The sequence below is a fragment of the Streptomyces sp. NPDC002574 genome (genome assembly GCF_042889545.1).
Taxonomy (GTDB): Bacteria; Actinomycetota; Actinomycetes; order Streptomycetales; family Streptomycetaceae; genus Actinacidiphila.
In genome coordinates this window covers 130,877-150,242 of record NZ_JBIARB010000017.1, presented here as the reverse complement: position 1 = coordinate 150,242, position 19,366 = coordinate 130,877, and the positions used below count along the sequence as shown (strand labels likewise).

Genomic DNA, 19,366 nt, shown 5'->3' with positions numbered 1-19,366 from the left:
CCCATGACCTCCGCGACACCGCGCTTCCGGCTCGGCTTCCTCACCCACGTCCAAAGCCGCGACGACAACCCCGCACGGACCTACCGCAACGCCCAGGAACTCTTCGTCGCCGCCGACGAACTCGGCTTCGACGTCGGCTGGGTGGCCCAGCACCACGTGCCCGCCGGCGGGGGCGGCCTGTCCTCGCCGTGGACCTTCCTCGCCCACGCCGCGGCCAGGACCACCCGGATCCGGCTCGGCACCGCCATCACCGTCCTCCCCCTGGAGGACCCGGTGCGCCTCGCCGAGGACGTCGCCACGGTCGACACGCTCAGCGGCGGCCGTGTCGAGATCGGCGTGGGCAGCGGGTACGACGCCCTGGAGTACGCAGCGTTCGGCAAGGACCTCGCCCGCAAGCGCGAACTGACCAGCGAACACCTCGACATCCTGCGCCGGGCCCTGGCCGGCGAGGAGGTACGGGCGCCCGGATTCCGGGTGCAGCCGGCCGCGGGCGACTTCACCGACCGCCTCTGGCAGGGCGTCTTCAGCACCCAGGGAGCCGGGTACGCCGCGGCCGCCGGATCGAACCTGCTGCTGAACCGGGCCGCATACGGTTTCGACGCCCCGACCGACACTGTGCAGCGCCCCTGGGCGGACGCCTACCTGGCCGCCTGGGACCGGCCGCGCCGCCCGCGGATCGGCCTGTCCCGGTTCGTGTTCCCGGCGAAGGACAAGCGCACCGCGCTCCGGCAGATCGGCGACGACGTCCATCGCGCGGCGTCGCGTATGGCGGACGGCGGCGCCTTTCCCAGGGGCCTGGACGTGGACGAGGCCCTGCGGCGCTTCCACGCGTTCCACGGCGCTCCCGAGGAGATCGTCGCCGCGCTGCGGCAGGAACGCGTCCTGCCGGTCGCGACCGATCTGATCACCCAGTTCAACCCCGCCGTCCCCGACCACGACGCGGCGCTGCGCGCCCTGGAACTCATCGCGACCGAGATCGCGCCCGCGCTGGGGTGGCGAAGCGCGCCCCGGACCGAGCCGCAACCCGCGGGAGTCTGACATGACCCAGTACACCGACCACCACGCCCCCGAAGGCCTGCGCACGCGCGGCACGGTCGTCGTGGTGCCCGGCCGCGGGGAGACACCGGCGACCTACGCCCGGTTCGCCGGGCGCCTGGCCACCGACGCCTATCGCGTCCGTGTGACCGGCACCCCGGCCGTCGACGCCGGCGACCCGACGGGCCCAGGCGCCGCGTTCGGCAGGCTCCTCACCGATGCCGTCGAGGGCACCGCCGCCGAGGACGGTGTCGTGCGGCCCCTCGTCCTGGTGGGGGCCGACTCGGGCGCCGTCGCGATCGCCGCGTTCCTCGGCCGGGCCGAACGGGCGGACGCCCCGCGGCCGGACGCCGTTGTCCTGGCGGGGCTACCGGGCCGGGCCGCCGGCGCGCCCGGCACCTGGGAGGACGAGCTGGACGTCCGTACCTCCTGCCCCGCACACCGGGTCACGCTCACGCGGGATCCGCAGGTGCGCCGGGGCTCGCTCGGCGACGCGCTACCGGAGGCCCTGCTCACGGCGGCGTACGAGAACGAGGCCGGCGTCCCGGCGCTGCTCCTCGTCGGCGACGCCGATCCGCTCGCGGACCGCGACGCCCTCGAACGGGCCGCCAAGTCCCTGCCGCTGGCCCGTCTTGCGGTGGTGCGCGGCGCCCACCACGACGTCCTCAACGACCTCCAGCACCGCTCGGTCGCGGCCGAGGTCGTCGTGTTCCTCGAAGCGCTCCGCGACGACCTGACCCCCGTGGTCACGGTGCGGTCGAGCGCCTGGTGAACACCGCCGGCGCAACTCCCCCCGCCCAAAGGCGTCGTGGAGGCCGGCCGCCCCAACCCGCCGGCGACGTGCCCGTCACCCGGTGCGTCACCACCCCGAACCCGGAAGGTCCGCATGGCCGTCATCCTGTCCGTCTCCGGAAGCCCCTCCCCCACCTCCCGCACCGCGCGCCTGCTCCGCCACCTGGACGACCGGTTGCGGCTCCAGGGCCACGACGTGGTCTCCCTGGAGGTGCGCTCCCTGCCGGCCGACGCGCTACTCGGCGCCGACTTCCGGCACCCCGCCATCACCGGTGCCGCGGCCCTGTTCCAGCAGGCCGACGGCGTGGTGATCGGCACCCCCGTCTACAAGGCCGCCTATTCGGGACTGCTCAAGTCGCTGCTCGACCTGCTCCCGCAGTACGCGCTCACCGACAAGACGGTGCTCCCGCTGGCCACGGGCGGCACCACGGCCCACGTCCTGGCCATCGACTACGCGCTGCGCCCGGTGCTGAGCTCCATGGGCGCCACGCACATCGTGCCGGGGTGGTTCACGCTCGACAAGGACATCACCGTCGGCGACGACGGCGCGCTCACCGTCGCACCGGCCGCCGCCGAGGCCCTGGTCCAGGTCACCGACCGGTTCTCCGCCGCGCTGGGGGGACGTACGACGGTCCTCGCGCCCACGGGGTGACCACCGGGCGGCGGGCGGGCCCCGCCCGCCGCCCGGTCCTGCCGCCGCGTCCTACCGCCGGGTGCGCAGCAGCAGCCGCAGGAACCACCGGTCCTTCGGGGTCGGGCCGGCCCCAGCGCCCCCGGTGGGGGTAGCGGCCGAACTCCACGAGATCTCGCGCGGTCAGACCGCCCGGCGTGGGGCGCCCCTGGGTCAGCAGCGCCACCCGGCGGTAGAACTCACGGACCGTCAGGGCGAGCCCGTCGGTGGCGTTCCCGTCCGCCGTTCCGATCGTCGACGTGACGCTGCGGGCCCGCTGGAGGCGTGCCACCGTGCGCAGAAGCGTCGACTTCCCGCTGCCGTTGGGACCCACGGGGGCGGTCACCTCACCCGGGCGGAGCCTGATCGCCGCGTTGAGGCCGTGGTCGTCTCTTCACCAGAACACACGAACAAAGGTCAGCCTAGCCTCACCAATACCCCGCACCACCTCCCGGCGACTCAGTAAACTTAGGCTAACCTTCCTTCATGGCGAAGATCCCACGGCAGATGCCCCAGAACCCCCGAATGTTCCGCGCCGAGGTGGTCCGCACCCAGCGGATCTCCCCGTCCATGCACCGGGTGACCGTGACGGGCGCGGATCTCGCCGAGTTCCCGTGGATGGGCTACGACCACTGGTTCCGCCTCTTCATGCAACTGCCCCACCAATCGGTCCTGCGGCTGCCGGAGTTCACCGGCGACCGGTGGTGGCACGCCTACCTCGCCATCCCCGAGGACGAGCGGCCGCACTGCGCGAACTACACCGTGGCCGGTTTCCGCCCGGAAGCCGCCGAGATGGACATCGACTTCGTCGTCCACCGCGGCCCCACCGGCGAGGTCGAGGGCCGCGCCGCGATCTGGGCATGCGCCGCCCGCCCCGGAGACGAACTGGCCATGCTGGACCAGGGCATCACCTTCGACTGCCCGCCCGACGCCTCCGAGGTCATCGTGGTGGCCGACGAGAGCGGTCTGCCCGCCACCACCGGCATCCTGCGCTCACTCCCCCGCGACACCGTCGGCCGGGTGATCCAGGAGATCCCCGCCGAGGGCGACCGGCGCGACCTGGACGCCCCGATCGCCATGAACATCACCTGGGTCGTCCGCGACAACGCCCACACCGTCCCGGGGCGTGCCGCACTCCACGAACTCCGCCGGCTCAGCACCGTCGACACCACCGCCTACGCCTTCGTCGTCGGCGAGTCCGGCCTCTCCACCAAGGGCCGCAGACACCTGCACCGCGCCGGCCTCCCCAAGGACCGCATCACCTTCTCGGGCTTCTGGAAGCACGAGGGGCACCAGCCCGCCTGACGCGCACCCGTTGAGGTGGTGTTTCAAGCGGAAGGCTGAGGGCAGGGGTCGGAACGAGGGGGGTTCCCGGAGTTGCAAGGGAGTCCGGCCCCATGTCGACAGGGACACTTCTGGCGATCATCATCCCCATCGTGGTGGTGCTGGCCATCATCGCGGTGGCGGCAGCACTGATCGTGCGGCGCCGACGTCTGCGCCGGCAGTTCGGCCCGGAGTACGAACGGACCGTCGAGGGCACCGGCAGCCGGCGGGAAGCCGAACGGGACCTCAACGCCCGTGCGAAGCGCCATGACTCGCTGGACATCAAGCCGCTGCAGAGCGGCGTCCGCGACCGCTACGCGCGGGACTGGACCAGCGTCCAGGAGGAGTTCGTGGACCGCCCGGAGGATGCCGTGCACGACGCGGACAGCCTGGTGACCTCGCTCATGCACGAGCGCGGCTACCCGACCGAGGACTTCGACCAGCAGATCAGGGACCTCTCGGTGGAGCACGGCCACACGCTGGAGCACTACCGGGAGGCCCACGAGGTCAACGCCCTCAGCTCCCGGCACCAGGCCACGACCGAGCAACTGCGCGGTGCCATGGTGCACTACCGCGCCCTGTTCGACGACCTCCTCACCGACGGCGGCGAATCCCGCCACGTCCGGGCCTGACCCGGGTTCCGGTCCACGACGCCGCCACCACGACAAGAGGCGGAGGAAATATGGAACGCGACCGCGCACGACCCTCCCGCGAGACCGCTTTGACCACCGAGGAACTCGCCCAGCCACGCGAGCGCTTCGACGCTCCCCCCGAGCGGCCGGACACGGCGAGCCGGGCCCCCGCCTACCCCGGCGAGGGCACCGAATCGGTCCGCAAGCCGTCCGAGCCCCCGGCGGAGATGCCCGGAGCACCCGCCGAGAACACCTCCGTGGACCAGGCTCCGCAGTTGCTGACCTCGCAGGACGAGGAGAGCTTCCGCGCCCGCTGGCAGGAGATCCAGAGCGAGTTCGTCGACGACCCCCGCGACGCCGTGCACACCGCCGACGCCCTGGTGGCCGACGTGATGCAGAAGCTCGCGGCGACGTTCGCCCACCACAAGCAGGAACTGGAGGGGCAGTGGGACCGCGGGGAGCAGGTGGACACCGAGGACCTGCGTACGGCCCTGCGCCAGTACCGGTCGTTCTTCAACCGCCTGCTGACCACCTGAACCTTCCGGGTCCCGCGCACGGAGTGCGCGGGACCCCTTGCCGCCCGGTGCCGGGCGGCCGGCGTCACGGCGGAGGATCTTCCGCGCGAACGGTGACCGTCCCGGACCCCTCGCCCTCCTCGTGTGGGCGACGCGCCCGGTTCTGCACACCGTTGATCAGCAGCCATGCGTAGCGAGTCCGTGTGTCGGGATTCAGCACGGCCTCGGCGGTCACGGCCAGCCGGAACCACATGAGGGCCGAGCGGCTCGTCAGCCCGATCGAGATCAACCGCAGCCATCGCATCAGGCCGGTGTTCTCCCCCACTTCGGAGGGGAGAACACCGAACAGCCCGACGGCATCGCCCTCCCGCAGCAGCCGCAGCCCCGTCGCGGCGGCCTCGGTGGGCGTCTGCTCCTCGCCCGCGCGATAGGCGCTGAACAGGGCGATGGCGACGACGGCTCGCACGCTTCGCAAAAAGGCCGCGAACTCCCAGCCCCATGCGGAGCTGCTCCGCATCAGTCGCCGGTGGTACGCCGCGTCCCGCAGGCACTCCCCGAGGATGTCCCCCGCCTCCTGCTCACACCTGGCAAACGTGACCACGCCCGGCCCCCCGCCTTCACTCGTCGGTGTCCACGATGCCCCCGATCGTCGCCGTCCGGTACGGGGAGCGGCTCACAAGCTTTGGTAACAGCTGTTACCATCCAGGCATGGCCAAGACACAGCTCGGAGCACGCGTCGACGACGAGGTCGCGGAGATCGCCCGGAAGCGGGCCGCCGACCGCGGTCTGTCCATCGGCGACTACCTCGCCCAGCTCGTCCTGGAGGACGCCAGCGGGCTGCGGGCCCGCGCCATGGGCGCCGCGGAGCGGTTCCTGGCCGAGCACCAGGCGGCCTTCGACGAGGCCGAGCAGGGCCAGGGCGGGGCAGGAGCACACGCCGCGTAATGGATCTGCACATCGATGTCCCCTGGATCCTGCAGGTGGCCGAACTGGCCGGGGCCGGTGATCCGGCTCCCGACGACTACGGCGTCCCCGTGGCGGCGTGCGCGCGGCACCAGGCCGAGCTGATGGAGCAGCCCGTCTACGACGGCCCGTACGCGCGGGCCGGTGCCCTGGTGCACACCCTGGGCCGGTGCCGCTGGCTGGAGCGCTCCAACCTCGCCGTCGCCGCCGCCACCGGCGTGATGTACCTGGAGGCCTCGGGCATCTCCGTCAAACCCTCGCACCAGGACGCCGTCGCCCTCCGCGACCTCCTCCTCGACCCCACCTGCACCGCGGGCAGGATCGCCGCCGTCCTGCGGACCTGGCCCGCCTCGTGAGCTCCGCCGGGCGGAGCGTGTGAGTCACCGAGCGCGGAAGGTTCCCACGGCTACCCGGTGACGCGGGCGACAAGGAGCGCGATGTCGTCGGTGCCGGGGGTGGTCCGCAGGGCGTGGTCCACGAGGTCGTCGGCGAGGTCGGCCAGGCTCTGGTCGCCGGCCGGCGCGAGGTGGTGCGCGAGTTCGGCGGTGCTGTGGCCGATGTCGACTCCCGGGACCTCGACCAGGCCGTCGGTGTACAGGACCAGCACCGTTCCCGCCGAGAGCGGGATCTGGACCATGGGGTAGTCGCCGCCCGGGGCGACCCCGAGCAGGAGGCCGGGGGCCATGTTCAGGACCTCGGTGTGTCCGTCGGGGTGGCGGACCAGCGGCGGGAGATGTCCCGCGGTGGCCAGGCGCGCGCGGTGGCGGCCGAGGTCGAGGTGCGCGTACAGGCAGCTGGTGAACAGTCCCGGGTTGAGGTCGATCAGCAGCCGGTTGGTGCGGGTGAGGGCCTTGCTGGGGGAGGCGTGGGCGGTGGCGTGGGCATGGACGGCCGTGCGGACCTGCCCCATGAGGGCGGCGGCCTGCACGTTGTGGCCCTGGACGTCGCCGATGGCCGCGGCGGCGCAGGTGGAGCCGCAGTGGATGAGGTCGTAGAAGTCCCCTCCGGTGTCCTGCCCGTGGCCGGCGGGGAGGTAGCGGGCGGCGACCTCGAGGCCGGGGACAGGGGGAAGTTCCTTGGGGAGCAGGCCGGTCTGCAGGGTGCGGGCGAGGTGGCGTGTGGCGTCGTAGAGGTGGGCGCGGTCCAGCGCCTGTGCGATCAGCCCGGCCAGTGAGGTGAGGATGGCGCGTTCCGCCAGGGGGAAGGGGCGCGGGCGGTCGTAGGACAGGGCGAGGAGTCCGACGGGCCGGCCGGAGGCGATCAGGGGCAGGAAGGCCCAGGCGTCCCGGTCGCCGTAGCGAGGGGCTTCGGGATAGGCGCGCCGGAACTCGCTGAAGCTGCCGAAGAACCTGGGGGTCCCCGTGGCCAGGGCCTGGGTGGGCGGGGTGGGGGCGCTCAGCGGGATGCCGTTGAACCGGGACATGAACTCGGCCGTGTACCCGCGGTGAGCGGCGACGCGCAGGCGCCCCTCCTCGGCCGTCAGCAGGGCCAGGCCCTGGGCCTCGAAGGCGGGGACGAGCTGGTCCGCGACCTGGTCGACGACGTCCTTGACGCCGACGGCCTCGCTCAACGTCGCGGCCAGGTGCATCAGTTGGTAGAGGGTCGACGCGCCCATCGGGCCCTGGCCGCGCGCCGGTTCCACCCGGCGCTCCCTGGTTCTCGCCTCGGTGACCGGTGCGATCCGGACGCTGATGCCGGTGCCGGCGGGCTGCAGTTGGAAGGACAGCTGCCGGTCCGGTGGCCGCGAGGCGATGAACGCGGTCGGCTGGCGGCTGATCACGGCGGCCCGGTAGCGGTCCTCGAAGGTGGGGTCGTCGAGCCACGGCAGCCGGTCCCAGGGCCGGGTTCCGAGCAGGTCGGCGGTCCCGGCCCCCAGGAGGTCGGCGGCAGCGCTGTTGAGGAAGGTGATCCTGCCGTCCAGGTCCAGCGACGCGCATCCGGTCGGCAGGCGCTCGGCGAAGTCGTACGCGGCCAGCGCCTCGGCCGGGTCGGGGGTGCGGGGGCGAACGGTCGGCAGCACCAGGGGCTCGGCGCCGGGCAGCAGCGGCTGACCGCGGCGGGCCGCCTGCTCCAGCAGCCGGCCGGCCCGCCGGCAGAAGGTGCCGATCGCCTCGCGCTCGCCGGGATCCAGCTGCGGTGGGTGCCAGACCGGCCACACCATGCAGAGGGCGCCCCATGTCGCCTGCTCGGTGGTGAGGGGCGCGGCGCCCAGGAGGATGTCGTACGGGGCCATGAGCCCCACCCGGGGGAAGCGGCGGGCCAGCTCGGTCGGATTGTTCACCCACACCAGGCGCCGCTCGCGTACCGCCTCGGCCACCGGCGCCTGGTCGTCCACCCCGACCCGCACCCAGGGGGCGGCGATCCGCCGGGACGTTCCCGACATGGCCAGCAGTTGCAGCACCCGCTCCCCCGGCGGCAGGACGTAGAGCATGCCCACCGACACGTCGGTGTCCCGCCCCAGGCGGCCGAAGAGCCCGACCAGGGGCCCCATGCCCGTGGCGATGCGTACGTCGTCGCGGTGCACCAGGGATCACCCACCGCACCGCGTCGGAGCGGCTGCCCGGGCGTGCCACGCCTGATCACGCCGCCTGTCACCCATAAACGGACCATACGTCCGACAGGACACAACGGCACCCACACCGGGAGCGCGGGCACGGCTGAGGGAACGAGTGGCCGGGGAGGAACAGGGCCGCAATAAAAAATGGACGACCATTCATTATGATGGGCGGCATGCAGAACACACCCAGCCGCACCGCGCGGCACGTCGCGCTCTTCCGGGCCCTGGAGTCCGTGCGCCGGGGACCGCGCCTGTTCGCCGACCCCTACGCGGCGTCCTCCCTCGGCCCCGGCTACCGCGCGGCCGTCGCGCTCGCCCGGTACTCCGGGCTGACGAACGTCCTGGAGCGCCGGATCGACCGCTCCTGGCCCGCCGGTCCCCGCGCGTCGGCCGTGGTCCGCACCCGGCTGATCGACGACCTGGTGCGGGACGCCCTCGACGGCGACGTCCGGCAGTTGGTGCTGCTGGGCGCGGGGTACGACAGCCGCGCGTTCCGGCTCGAGGCGGCGCGGACCGCCACCGTGTTCGAGGTCGACCACCCGGCGACCCAGGCGGCCAAACGCGCGCTGGTCGCCTCGTGGAACCGGAACGGGACCGGCCGCCCCCACGACGACATCCGCTTCGTGCCCGCCGACCTGATGCGCCAGGACCTCGGCGAGGCCCTGCGTGACGCCGGTCTGCGGGACGAGCCCGCGGTGGTGGTGTGGGAGGGCGTGACGAACTACCTCGACGCGTCCTCGGTCCACACCACGCTCACCGCACTCGCCACCACGACGGCCCCCGGCAGCAGGATCGTCTTCACCTACATGGACCGGCGCGCCCTGGACGGCACGGGCGGCTTCGCCGGAGTGGAGGCCTGGGCGGAAGGCGTGCGCGCCGCGGGCGAACCGTTCACCTTCGGATTCCTCCCGGACGAACTCCCCGGCTACCTCGGGGCGCGGGGCCTCGCGCTCACCCTGGACCTCTCGGCGCGGGACGCCGCCGTCCGCTACCTCGAGCCCCTGGGCCGCCATGAGCCGGCCGCCCCCTTCTACCGGATCGCCCAGGCGGAGGTGAAGTGATGCCCAAGGTCAGCGAGGAACACCTCCGCGCGCGGCGCGCCGACATCCTCGACGCCGCCGCCCGCTGTTTCGCCCGTGCGGGCTTCCACCGCACCACCATCCAGGACATCGCGAAGGAATCCGGTTTCAGCGCGGGCCTGATCTACCGCTACTTCGCCGACAAGGACGACATGGTCGTCGCCATCTCCGACCAGTGGCACGAACGCCAGACCCGGCAACTGCACTTGGACGACCCCGGCGACCGCACGCCCGACGCCTTCGGCCGTGTCGCCTCCGGATACCTGGACCTGCTGCGCTCGCTCGCCGCCCCGGCCGAACGGCAACGCGTGCAACTCGGCGTCCAGATCTGGGCGGAGGCGCTGCGCGCCCCGGAGGTCCACGCGGTGGCCCGCAGGGGCGTGGACCTGCCCCGCGCGGTCATCACCGGCCTCGTCCGGGCCGCGCAGGAACGCGGGGACCTGCCGCGGGTCCTGCCGGCCGACGGCCTCGCCCGCGTCTTCATCGCCGTCTACCAGGGCCTGGCCCTGCAGACCGCCTGGGACCCCGAACTCGACAACGCGGCCTGCGTCGAAGCCGTCCGGGCACTCCTGGACGCGCTCAGCTGATTCGCCACCGCGCCGGACGCCCGCCGCACGGCCCCGGGCGCGCGCTCCCGGCGATCCCGCAGTGCGCGCCCAGGAAGCCGATCACCGATCCCGTACGATCCGCCCATGCATGTTCTGAGACGATTTCGGATGCATTGGGGCCTCTACGGCCGGCGCGACCCGGTGCTCCTGTCTCCCGTGGCCCTGACCGTGGTGATCGGCCTCCTGGCCGTGTTCACCCCGCAGGACGTCCCCTTCAGCAGGCTCCTGCCGGCGGCGCCCGCGCTCGCCGCGTCGGTCTGGTCGGTCAGGGCGACCCTCACCCTCGGGGTCGTCTGTCTGCTCCCGGTCATCGGCTTCGCCCTCGCCTTCTCCGACGCTTCCGCCCTGTACACCGCGGGCGCGATCGGTGCCGTCACTCTCGCGGCCGCCTACGCCAGCCACCTGCGCCTCCAGCGCGAACACACCCTCGCCCAGGTCCGGGCCGTCGCCGACGCCACCCAGGAGGTCCTCCTGCGGCCCGTGCCCGGCCGCGTCCGGAACCTGGAGATCGCGACCCTCTACCTCGCGGCAGCGCCCCAGGCCCGCATCGGGGGCGACTTCTACGCCGCCGCGGACACCGCGCACGGCCTGCGCCTCATCCTCGGCGACGTCCGCGGGAAGGGCCTGCCCGCGGTCGGCGTCTCGGCCGCCGTCCTCGGCTCCTTCCACGAAGCCGCCTACGACGCCCCCGACCTGGGCCGGCTGGCGCGCCGGCTGGACACCTCGCTCGCGCGCTACAACGTCGACGTGCCCGCCCCCGACGGCTCCGAGCGCTTCGCCACGGCCGTCATCGTCGAGATCCCGCCCACCGGAGCCCAGGTCTCCGTGCTCAGCTGCGGGCACCCCCCGGCCGTGCTCGTCCACCGGAACACCACCCGGAGCATCGAGGCCGCCGCCGCGTCGCCGCCGATCAACCTCGCCGAGCTCATCGGCTCCGACTACCACGTCGAACGGATCCCCTTCGCCCCCGGCGACCTGCTGCTGCTCTACACCGACGGCGTCACCGAGACCCGCGACGACAAAGGCGACTTCTTCCCCCTCACCGCCTGGACCCGCGGGACCGACACCACCTCGCCCCCCGCGGTCCTCGAACTGCTCCACCAGGCCCTCCTCCGGCACAGCAACGGCCGGCTCACCGACGACATCGCCTGCGTCGCCATCCGCAACGCCCCGCAGTAGCAGCCTTGGTGACGCTTCCGTGCTCGTCAGTGGGGCCGTCGTGGGCCAGAATCAGCGATGTGACCGACGACATCGCCCCCGCGGCGGGCTCCGGCGTACCCCTTGGGCCACCCGCGCCCGGACGGCACGCACCGTCATCCGACTGGCCCAGACGGCTCATTGCCGCCGCCGTCGTCATCACCGGAATCTTCCGCATGTCGGCCAAGCAGCACATGACGTGGTTCGACACCGCCCTCGTCGTCGTCGGCTGCACCGCCCTGGGATTCGCCGGCCTCCAAGAAGCGCGGCGCGTCGTCAAGGAGCGGCGAACCCGGAGCCGTACGACCTGAGGGCCCCCGCTCCCCCACGGGCAGCCGCCCTTCGACCGATCGGAGGCAGCGCTTGGATGCCGAGCAGACCAACAGCGCCGCATGGACGGTGTACGGCGACCATCACCTCCGCAGGGACACCGGTGTACCCGATACCGACCGGCTGACATGGGGGTTCTGGCCGACCGGACCCGGCGCCGAGATCCTGGGCGATCTCGTCGGCCGCCGGGTCCTGGACCTCGGCTCGGGCATCGGCAGGCACGCGGCGTACCTCGCCCGCGGACGAGGCGCCCTGGTCGACGCCGTCGACGCCTCGCCCTCACAGCACCGGCGGGCCGTCGAGCGGTACGGCCACCAGCCGGGCCTGAACCTGATCCTCGCCGACGCCGTCGAGCACCTCCGGCGGGCCGAGCCGTACGACGTCATCTACTCGATCCACGGGTTCGCCTACATCGACCCCCTTCGTCTCGTGCCGGCCCTCGCCGCGGCGCTCGCGCCGGGCGGCCGCCTGGCCTTCTCCGTCCTGCACACCAACTCGCAGGGCCACGGGCCCTCCACGACCGTCACCCCGCGGCCCGAGATCCTGCCATTGACGGGCGGCGACCGGCTCACCGTCCGGATGTGGGTGCTCGACCCGGCTGTCTGGGCGGGCCTGTTCGCCCGGCACGGACTCGTCGTCGAGCAGACGGACATCCTCAGGGCCCCGGAGGAGGACAACCCGCTCGCCTGCTCCCTCTTCCGCGTCCGCCGCCGCGTCCGCGTCCGGGCCACCAGCCGGCCTCGCACCGGCCGGCCCCCCGAACCGAACGCGGCCGTCGGCGTGGGCGCCGTCCTCCACGGCCCGCGCGGCGTGCTCCTCGGCCTCCACCACAGGGGCACACGAGAGCTGCCCGGCGGCAAGCTCGATCCGGGCGAGTCGCTGCCGCGGGCCGTCGTGCGGGAACTCGCCGAGGAGACAGGCTGCATCGCCCGCGAGGAGGACGTGGTCCTCCTGGGCACCCTCGTCGACCGCGTCGGCGACGTGCCCCGGGTGACCATCGGCGCGGTCGTCACCGCCTGGGAGGGCGAGCCCGCGGACCAGCCGGGCGAGTCGGTGGGCGACTGGCAGTGGTTCCCGCTCGACCGGCTCCCCGACGGCCTCTTCCTCCCCAGCGCCCACGTACTGACAGCATGGCGTCCCGGCCTGCCGATCGAGCACCCGCCCGCCCACTGCACACCGTTCGCGCCACCCGGTCGGCACTGACACCGCAGGCCACTGGCAGCGCAGGCCACTGGCAGCGCAAAAGAGAAATACGGAATTCCGGTCCGCTTGCACGGAGAGTCATTACCGGACTCTCCGGTGGGGTGATTTCCACGTCCCGGTGAGCAGGAAAAGAAGTCCAGGACGGCAATTCCGGTGAATACCACCGCGCTTCCCGCCACAGACCGGCCTCATACCCGCCGTCAACCCCGTGGCGCCGGGCCGGGATTCAGGTGATGAGCGCCCCGACACCCGGCATGGTGCGACCTGTCACACCTGGTGCCGGTACCTCCACAGCGACTCTCCGGATTCCGGACACATTCGTGCCGCAGTCACCGCAGAGCGCAAATCCGCGGCCGCTTTGGGCGTTTACAGCGTTGACATGAACACAAGATCTCTCCACTAATGGACTCCCGGCGACCGCGGATGATCGCCCGTTGCACCTTCATGAGTCGACGTTTCATGTGATGACTGGGGAGTCGAACGTTGCGCGCACCACACATATCCGGTCCACCCCTGCGGAGACCGGTGTCCACCGTGCTGGCGGTTCTCAGCGCGGCCGCGATGGCCGTCCTGGGTGTGCAGACACCGTCCCAGGCCGCGGCGCCCACCGCCGCCGCCAGGACGACGCCGGCCGCCGCGGGCGGCCGTGTGCCCTACGAGGCCGCCTGCGACGCCGCGAAGAAGGGCGAGGCCACCTGCTACGCCCTGCGCCGCACCGATGTCTCCGCGGGCAAGGGTCTGCGGACCGCGGCGGCTCCGGGCGGGTTCGGGCCGGACGACCTGCGTTCGGCCTACAACCTCCCGGCGGGCGGCGGCGCGGGGCAGACCGTCGCCATCGTCGACGCCTTCGACGACCCGACCGCCGAAGAGGACCTGGCGGTCTACCGCGAGCAGTACGGCCTGCCGGCCTGCACCACGGACAACGGCTGCTTCACGAAGGTCGACCAGCGCGGCGGCACCGACTACCCGCAGCCCGATCCGGGTTGGGCCGGGGAGATCTCCCTCGACCTCGACATGGTCTCCGCGATCGCCCCCGACGCGCACATCCTCCTGGTCGAGGCCGACACCCCGAGCTTCGACGACCTCGGCGCCTCCGTCGACCAGGCGGTCGCGACGGGTGCCAAGTTCGTCTCCAACTCCTACGGCACCGACTACCGTTTCGGCAGTGGCGAGGACCCTTCCGGAACGGTGGGACTGGACGTCCACTACAACCACCCCGGCGTCGCGGTGGTCGCCTCGTCCGGTGACTACGGGTACGGCGTGTCCTACCCGGCCGCCTCACCGTACGTGACCGCGGTGGGCGGCACTTCCCTCACCGCCGACGGCGCCGGTGGCCGCGGCTGGTCCGAGACCGCCTGGGACGGCGCCGGGTCGGGCTGCTCGCTCTACGAGCCCAAGCCCGCGTTCCAGACGGACACCGGCTGCGCGAACCGGTCCGTCGCCGACGTCTCGGCCGTGGCCGACCCCGCCACGCCGGTCGCCGTGTACCAGACCTACGGCGGCGGCGGATGGGCGCAGTTCGGCGGCACCAGCGCCGGCTCCCCCATCATCGCCGCGGTCTACGCCAACGCCGGCGCCCCCGTCGCGGGCACCTACCCCAACGCGTACCCCTACGCCGCGGGCGGGGGCCTCTACGACGTGACCGGGGGCAGTAATGGCACCTGTGACCCGGCCTACCTGTGCACCGGCGCCGCCGGCTACGACGGCCCGACCGGTCTGGGCACGCCCAACGGCCTGCGGGCCTTCCGCACCGGCCCGCACGGGACGCTGTCCGGCACCGTCACCGACCGGGCCACCGGCAAGCCCCTCGCCGGCGCCACCGTCGGCGCGGGCACCGACAACGTCACACACAGCGGGGCGGACGGCCGCTACTCCCTCGGCCTCCCGGTGGACACCTACGACGTCACGGTCGACGCCTACGGATACGCCACCGGCACCGCCAAGGACGTGAACGTCACCGAGGACGGCGCCCTCACCCGGGACTTCGCGCTGGACCCCGTCCCCAGCCAGACCGTCGCCGGCAAGGTCACCGACGGCTCCGGCCACGGCTGGCCGCTGTACGCCAGGATCACCGCTGACGGGGTCCCCGGCGGACCGGTGTGGACCGATCCCGCCACCGGCGCCTTCACCCTCTCCCTCCCCCAGGGCCGCGACTACAGGCTGCACATCGACGCCGCGCTGCCCGGCTACACGTCCGCCACCAAGGCCGTCACCGTCGCGGATGCCCCGCAGACGCTGAAGGTGTCGCTGCCTGCCGACGCCTGGAAGGCGACCGCACCCGGCTACGCCGTGCACCCGACCGGCCCCACCGAGCACTTCGCGGCCACCGACTCGGCGCCCCAGGGCTGGCGCGTCGTCAGCGCCGAGGGCACCCAGGGCGGCTGGGCCTTCGACGACCCGGCCGGGCGCGGCAACCAGACCGGCGGCGACGGCGCCTTCGCCATCGCGGACAACCCCACGATCGGGGAGTCGCTCGACTCCCGGCTGATCAGCCCCGCCTTCGACCTCACCGACGCCACCGACCCCGAACTCGCCTTCGACGCCATGTACTTCGCGTTCGGCGACAACGCGGTCGAGGTCGACGCCAGTTCCGACGACGGCGCCACCTGGAAGTCGCTGTGGACGGCGACGGCGGGCTTCGCCGACCACGCGAAGGTCGAGATCCCGCTCACCGGCTTCGCCGGCAAGCGGGACGTCCGGGTGCGCTTCCACTTCGTCACCGAGTTCGCCTGGTGGTGGGGCGTCGACGACGTGTTCGTCGGCAACCGCGACTACACGCCCGTCCCCGGCGGCCTGGTCACCGGCACGGTGACCGACGCCAACACGGGCAAGGGCCTGGTCGGCGCCGACGTCACCGCCGAGGACGACCCGGCGGTGACCGCGACCACCGTGGCCACTCCCGAGGACCCCGCCCTCGGCGACGGCCTCTACCTGATGTTCTCGCCCCACCTCGGCAAGCACGACCTCACGGCGGCCAGGCCGCGCTACACGGAACTGGCCAAGACGGTCGACGTCGCGACCGACAGCGCCGTATCGGCCTCCTACAAGCTCAAGGCCGGGCAGCTGACCGTGACTCCGGACCCCGTGGCCGCCTCGGTCGGCTGGGGCGGCTCGGCCACCCGGAACCTGACGGTCAAGAACACCGGCGGCGCGCCCACCACCGTCGATCTGGGCGAGCGGGCCGGCGGCTTCCACATCGAGGCGCGGGGCAGCGGCGCACCGCTGCAGACCGTCAAGGGGCACTTCTCCCCCCACGCGAGCAAGACCGGCCGGCCCGCGCTCGCGCCGAAGCGCGCGGCCGCCGCGCCGTCGGGCGACGCCTGGCAGACCGCCCCCAGCCTCCCTGAGGCGGCCCTCGGAAACGCGGTGGGCACCTACCAGGGCAAGGTCTACTCCGGCTTCGGCTTCACCGGACTCGACGTCACCAACGCGATGTACGTCCTGGACCCGGTCGTCGGCGGCTGGACCCGCGCCGCCGACGCGGCCGACCGCCGCGAGGCCCCGTCGGCCCAGTTCGTCGACGGCCGCTTCTACGTCGTCGGCGGATGGACGCCCGACAACACCACGGACCCCAAGCTGGAGATCTACGACCCCGTCACCGACACCTGGACCACCGGCGCACCGGCCCCCGTGCCGTACGCGGGCCAGGGCAACGCGGCTCTCGACGGCACGTTCTACACGGTCGGCGGCTGCAACGACCGTTGCGGCACCGCCGAGGCGTACGCCTACGACCCCGACGCCGACAGCTGGTCGCGTATCGCGGACTACCCGGAGAAGACCTCCTGGGAGTCGTGCGCCGGCGTCAACGGCAAGCTGTACTGCGCCGGAGGCGACGCCGACTCCCTCGGGGAGAGCAAGCACGCGTACGTCTACGACCCCGTCACCAACGCCTGGGCGTCGCTTCCCGACCTGCCCGTCCCGCTGTGGGGCTCGTCCTACACCGCGGCCAACGACCAGCTCGTGATCTCGAGCGGTATCACCGGCAACGCCATCACCAACCGGGGCTTCGCCTACGACCCGGAGGCCGGCAGCTGGTCCGCGCTGCCCAACGCCGACGTCGCGACCTACCGCGGCGGCGCGGGCCTCGGTGTGTACAAGGTCGGTGGCGGCAGTGAGCCCTACACCCCCAGCACCACCGTGGAGCTCCTGCCCGGATACGACCAGGGCGGCTCGACCGACGTCACCTGGCTGCGGACGAGCACCCGGCACTTCACCCTGCAGCCCGGGGCGAGCACCACCGTCACGGTCACCCTGGACGCGTCGGTGCCCGAGATCGCGCAGCCGGGTGACTTCACCGCCCAGTTGGCGCTGGACAACGACAGCCCGTACGGGATGCGGAAGGTCGCGGTGTCCCTGCACGTCGACCCGCCGAAGACCTGGGGCAAGATCACCGGAACCATCCGGGGCGTCCAGAGCGACGGCACGACCAAGGTGCTGGCCGGCGCCACCGTCGAGATCGACAGCTGGGCGGCGAGCTACTCGCTGCGGACGGCCGCGGACGGCACGTACTCCCTGTGGCTCGACTCCCGCAACAACCCGCTCGGCGTCATCGTCGCCAAGGACGGCTACCGGCCGGTGGCCACCACGGTCAAGATCAGGAAGGGGGCCACCGTCACCGGCGACTTCACGCTCAAGAAGCAGTAGCCGCCGATCGGCGGAAGCGGGGCGGACGGGCCGGTCCTTCGGGACCGGCCCGTGCCGGTCAGACGAGCTCCAGGCCTCCGTCGACCGTGACGACCTGACCGGTGACGTGCGTGACGGCGGGATCGGCGACCCGCAGGATCCACTCCGCGATGTCCCGGGGATCGGCGAGGCGGCCCGCCGGAATGCGGTCGCGCTCGTACGCGAGCATCGAGTTGACCGCCTCCGGGGCGAGTCCCGCCGCGACCAGGACGTCCGTCGCGGTGGGCCCGGGGGCGACGGCGTTCACCCGCACCCCTTCCGCCGCGACTTCGAGGGCCCAGCTCCGCGTGAGCTGTTCCACGGCGCTCTTGGTCGCGGCATAGTGGGCTCCGCCCGCCAGGGGGCGGTGGCCGTAGGTGCTCGAGACGTTGACGACGGAGCCCGACGACTCGCGCAGGTACGGGAGTGCCGCGTGGGCGAGCATGCTCGGCGCCGTCACGTTGAGCTCGAACAGCTCGGTGATCACCGAACGGTCCGTCTCCGCCAGCGGCATGACGGCCGTGGCGCCCGCGTTGTTCACAAGGACGTCGAGCCGCCCCCACCGTTCCACGGCCGTGTCGACGATCGTCTCCGCGGCGCCGTCCTCACGGATGTCGAGCGGCAGGATCGCGATACGGGAGTGGGCGCGAGCGGTCTCCTCCAGCGCCTCCTTGCGACGCCCGACGCCGAGCACGTGCGCCCCCGATTCCGCCAGGGCGACGGCCGTGGCACGGCCGATGCCCGATCCCGCGCCCGTGACGATCGCGACGCGACCGGAGAAGGGCAGGCCGGTCGAGTCGGTAGCAGCGTTGGTCATGAGAGGTCCTTCGTTCGATGTTCGCCGTTCATCGAACATAACAGGAGAACGCCGGACCCTTCCTGTGGCTCTGCACACGTGCCCGCACGAGGTGGCGGATCGTCACCGCGGAAGCGCCGCTCAGGCCGCCACGGCAGCCAGCTTCGACGGGTTCATCATCCACATCAGCCGGTCGATGCCGTCCGGGGTGACGCGCACCGACAGGACGGCGAACACCACTCCGTCGCGGGACAGACGCACCCCGGCCCGGCCGTTGACCTCGACCGGCTCCACCGTGACGCCGACCCAGAAACGACTGGCGAAGGCGTGGTAGTACTTCGCCACACGCCGGCGGCCCACGACGGGGAACTTCGACGCCCGGACGACTCCTCCGCCGTCGGAGTACGAAATGACGTCGGCCGCGAACAACTCCTCCAGCACGGCCACGTTCCCGGACTGCGCGGCCGCGACGAACGCCGTCAGGAAGCGGCGGTGCTCGGACGTCTCGACACTCGCCCGCTTCTCCGCCGCGAGGTGCTTCCGCGCCCGGCTCACCAACTGCCGCACGTTGGCCTGCGTCTGGTCGATGATCTCCGCGATCTTCCCGTAGGGGTAGTCGAAGGCCTCGCGCAGCACGTACGCGGCGCGTTCCGTGGGCGTCAGCTTCTCCAGCAGCATCAGCGCCGCCACCTCCAGCGCCTCCCCGTTCACGGCGCCCAGTTCCGGATCATTGCTGGTGTCGACCGGCTCCGGCAGCCAGGGTCCCACGTACGTCTCGCGGCGAACCCTGGCGGACTGCAACACGTTGATCGCGAGCCTGGTGACGGTCGTCGCGAGAAATGCCTGCGGGTTCTCCACCTTCGACCGGTCGTAGGTCTGCCAGCGGATCCAGGCCTCCTGGACCACGTCCTCCGCGTCGCCGGCACTGCCGAGAATCCGGTACGCGATGCCGAACATACAGCCGCGGGCGGCACGGAACGCGTCCGCCGCCTCCTGAAGACTTC

Annotated in this window: 18 protein-coding genes and 1 pseudogene; 14 read left to right on the top strand and 5 right to left on the bottom strand. The window is 72.6% G+C overall.

Annotation, left to right across the window (positions count from 1 at the left end):
- Positions 1 to 3 precede the first annotated feature (3 nt).
- The 3 genes from ACFYXS_RS34035 to ssuE all read left to right on the top strand — a co-directional run bounded on the left by ACFYXS_RS34035 (position 4) and on the right by ssuE (position 2,479).
- Entirely contained in the window at positions 4 to 1,038 is a 1,035-nt protein-coding gene (locus ACFYXS_RS34035) for an LLM class flavin-dependent oxidoreductase (RefSeq protein ID WP_389255318.1), read from the top strand.
- Between the two features lies 1 nt (position 1,039).
- Complete coding sequence (locus ACFYXS_RS34030) at positions 1,040 to 1,807, top strand: serine aminopeptidase domain-containing protein (RefSeq protein ID WP_389255316.1); 768 nt, start codon at positions 1,040 to 1,042, stop codon at positions 1,805 to 1,807.
- Positions 1,808 to 1,921: 114 nt separating this feature from the next.
- Entirely contained in the window at positions 1,922 to 2,479 is a 558-nt protein-coding gene (ssuE, locus tag ACFYXS_RS34025) for an NADPH-dependent FMN reductase (RefSeq protein ID WP_389255314.1), read from the top strand.
- A gap of 64 nt (positions 2,480 to 2,543) precedes the next feature.
- On the opposite strand, the pseudogene ACFYXS_RS34020 reads toward ssuE, so the two are convergent.
- Positions 2,544 to 2,864 (bottom strand): annotated as a pseudogene (locus tag ACFYXS_RS34020) (ATP-binding cassette domain-containing protein); the annotation flags it as partial.
- A 119-nt stretch (positions 2,865 to 2,983) separates the two neighbouring features.
- Here ACFYXS_RS34020 and ACFYXS_RS34015 point away from each other — a divergent pair.
- From ACFYXS_RS34015 to ACFYXS_RS34005, 3 genes are all read left to right on the top strand, one after another.
- Complete coding sequence (locus tag ACFYXS_RS34015) at positions 2,984 to 3,802, top strand: siderophore-interacting protein (protein ID WP_389255312.1); 819 nt, start codon at positions 2,984 to 2,986, stop codon at positions 3,800 to 3,802.
- Between the two features lie 92 nt (positions 3,803 to 3,894).
- A complete protein-coding gene (locus tag ACFYXS_RS34010; protein ID WP_389255310.1) occupies positions 3,895 to 4,452 on the top strand; it encodes a hypothetical protein in 558 nt (185 codons plus the stop codon).
- Positions 4,453 to 4,502: 50 nt separating this feature from the next.
- Positions 4,503 to 4,988, top strand: coding sequence for a hypothetical protein (locus ACFYXS_RS34005; RefSeq protein WP_389255308.1), 486 nt, complete (start codon positions 4,503 to 4,505; stop codon positions 4,986 to 4,988).
- A gap of 64 nt (positions 4,989 to 5,052) precedes the next feature.
- Here the strand turns inward: ACFYXS_RS34005 and ACFYXS_RS34000 are convergent, their stop codons facing one another.
- Positions 5,053 to 5,484, bottom strand: a complete 432-nt coding sequence (locus ACFYXS_RS34000) for a hypothetical protein (RefSeq protein WP_389255306.1) — start codon at positions 5,482 to 5,484, stop codon at positions 5,053 to 5,055.
- A gap of 191 nt (positions 5,485 to 5,675) precedes the next feature.
- On the opposite strand from ACFYXS_RS34000, the gene ACFYXS_RS33995 reads away from it, so the two are divergent.
- Positions 5,676 to 5,912 (top strand): hypothetical protein, encoded by a 237-nt coding sequence (locus ACFYXS_RS33995; RefSeq protein WP_389255304.1) that lies wholly within the window; start codon positions 5,676 to 5,678, stop codon positions 5,910 to 5,912.
- Positions 5,912 to 6,286: a fic family toxin-antitoxin system, toxin component gene (locus ACFYXS_RS33990; RefSeq protein ID WP_389255302.1), complete on the top strand. Its 375-nt coding sequence runs from the start codon at positions 5,912 to 5,914 to the stop codon at positions 6,284 to 6,286. Before ACFYXS_RS33995 ends, ACFYXS_RS33990 begins: the two co-directional genes overlap by 1 nt.
- 50 nt (positions 6,287 to 6,336) lie before the next feature.
- Here ACFYXS_RS33990 and ACFYXS_RS33985 read toward each other — a convergent pair whose 3' ends face one another.
- A complete protein-coding gene (locus tag ACFYXS_RS33985; RefSeq protein WP_389255300.1) occupies positions 6,337 to 8,454 on the bottom strand; it encodes a SpoIIE family protein phosphatase in 2,118 nt (705 codons plus the stop codon).
- Positions 8,455 to 8,660: 206 nt separating this feature from the next.
- Between ACFYXS_RS33985 and ACFYXS_RS33980 the strand changes: the two genes are divergently transcribed.
- The 6 genes from ACFYXS_RS33980 to ACFYXS_RS33955 all read left to right on the top strand — a co-directional run bounded on the left by ACFYXS_RS33980 (position 8,661) and on the right by ACFYXS_RS33955 (position 17,548).
- Positions 8,661 to 9,548 carry a class I SAM-dependent methyltransferase gene (locus tag ACFYXS_RS33980; RefSeq protein WP_389255298.1) on the top strand — a complete coding sequence of 296 codons (888 nt, stop codon included), beginning with the start codon at positions 8,661 to 8,663 and terminating at the stop codon, positions 9,546 to 9,548.
- Positions 9,548 to 10,153 (top strand): TetR/AcrR family transcriptional regulator, encoded by a 606-nt coding sequence (locus ACFYXS_RS33975; RefSeq protein ID WP_389255296.1) that lies wholly within the window; start codon positions 9,548 to 9,550, stop codon positions 10,151 to 10,153. Before ACFYXS_RS33980 ends, ACFYXS_RS33975 begins: the two co-directional genes overlap by 1 nt.
- Positions 10,154 to 10,258: 105 nt before the next feature.
- Positions 10,259 to 11,353, top strand: coding sequence for a PP2C family protein-serine/threonine phosphatase (locus tag ACFYXS_RS33970; protein WP_389255294.1), 1,095 nt, complete (start codon positions 10,259 to 10,261; stop codon positions 11,351 to 11,353).
- Between the two features lie 59 nt (positions 11,354 to 11,412).
- Positions 11,413 to 11,682, top strand: a complete 270-nt coding sequence (locus ACFYXS_RS33965; protein WP_389255292.1) for a hypothetical protein — start codon at positions 11,413 to 11,415, stop codon at positions 11,680 to 11,682.
- A gap of 52 nt (positions 11,683 to 11,734) precedes the next feature.
- The gene (locus tag ACFYXS_RS33960; RefSeq protein WP_389255290.1) at positions 11,735 to 12,904 is read left to right on the top strand and encodes an NUDIX domain-containing protein; all 1,170 of its coding nucleotides are present in this window, start codon (positions 11,735 to 11,737) and stop codon (positions 12,902 to 12,904) included.
- A gap of 525 nt (positions 12,905 to 13,429) precedes the next feature.
- Positions 13,430 to 17,548 (top strand): carboxypeptidase regulatory-like domain-containing protein, encoded by a 4,119-nt coding sequence (locus tag ACFYXS_RS33955; RefSeq protein ID WP_389255288.1) that lies wholly within the window; start codon positions 13,430 to 13,432, stop codon positions 17,546 to 17,548.
- Between the two features lie 58 nt (positions 17,549 to 17,606).
- Here ACFYXS_RS33955 and ACFYXS_RS33950 read toward each other — a convergent pair whose 3' ends face one another.
- Together ACFYXS_RS33950 and ACFYXS_RS33945 are read right to left on the bottom strand one after the other, a co-directional pair.
- Positions 17,607 to 18,383, bottom strand: coding sequence for an SDR family NAD(P)-dependent oxidoreductase (locus ACFYXS_RS33950; RefSeq protein ID WP_389255286.1), 777 nt, complete (start codon positions 18,381 to 18,383; stop codon positions 17,607 to 17,609).
- Between the two features lie 120 nt (positions 18,384 to 18,503).
- On the bottom strand, positions 18,504 to 19,319 hold the full coding sequence (locus ACFYXS_RS33945; protein WP_389255284.1) for an RNA polymerase sigma-70 factor: 816 nt from the start codon (positions 19,317 to 19,319) through the stop codon (positions 18,504 to 18,506).
- Between the last annotated feature and the right edge of the window lie 47 nt (positions 19,320 to 19,366).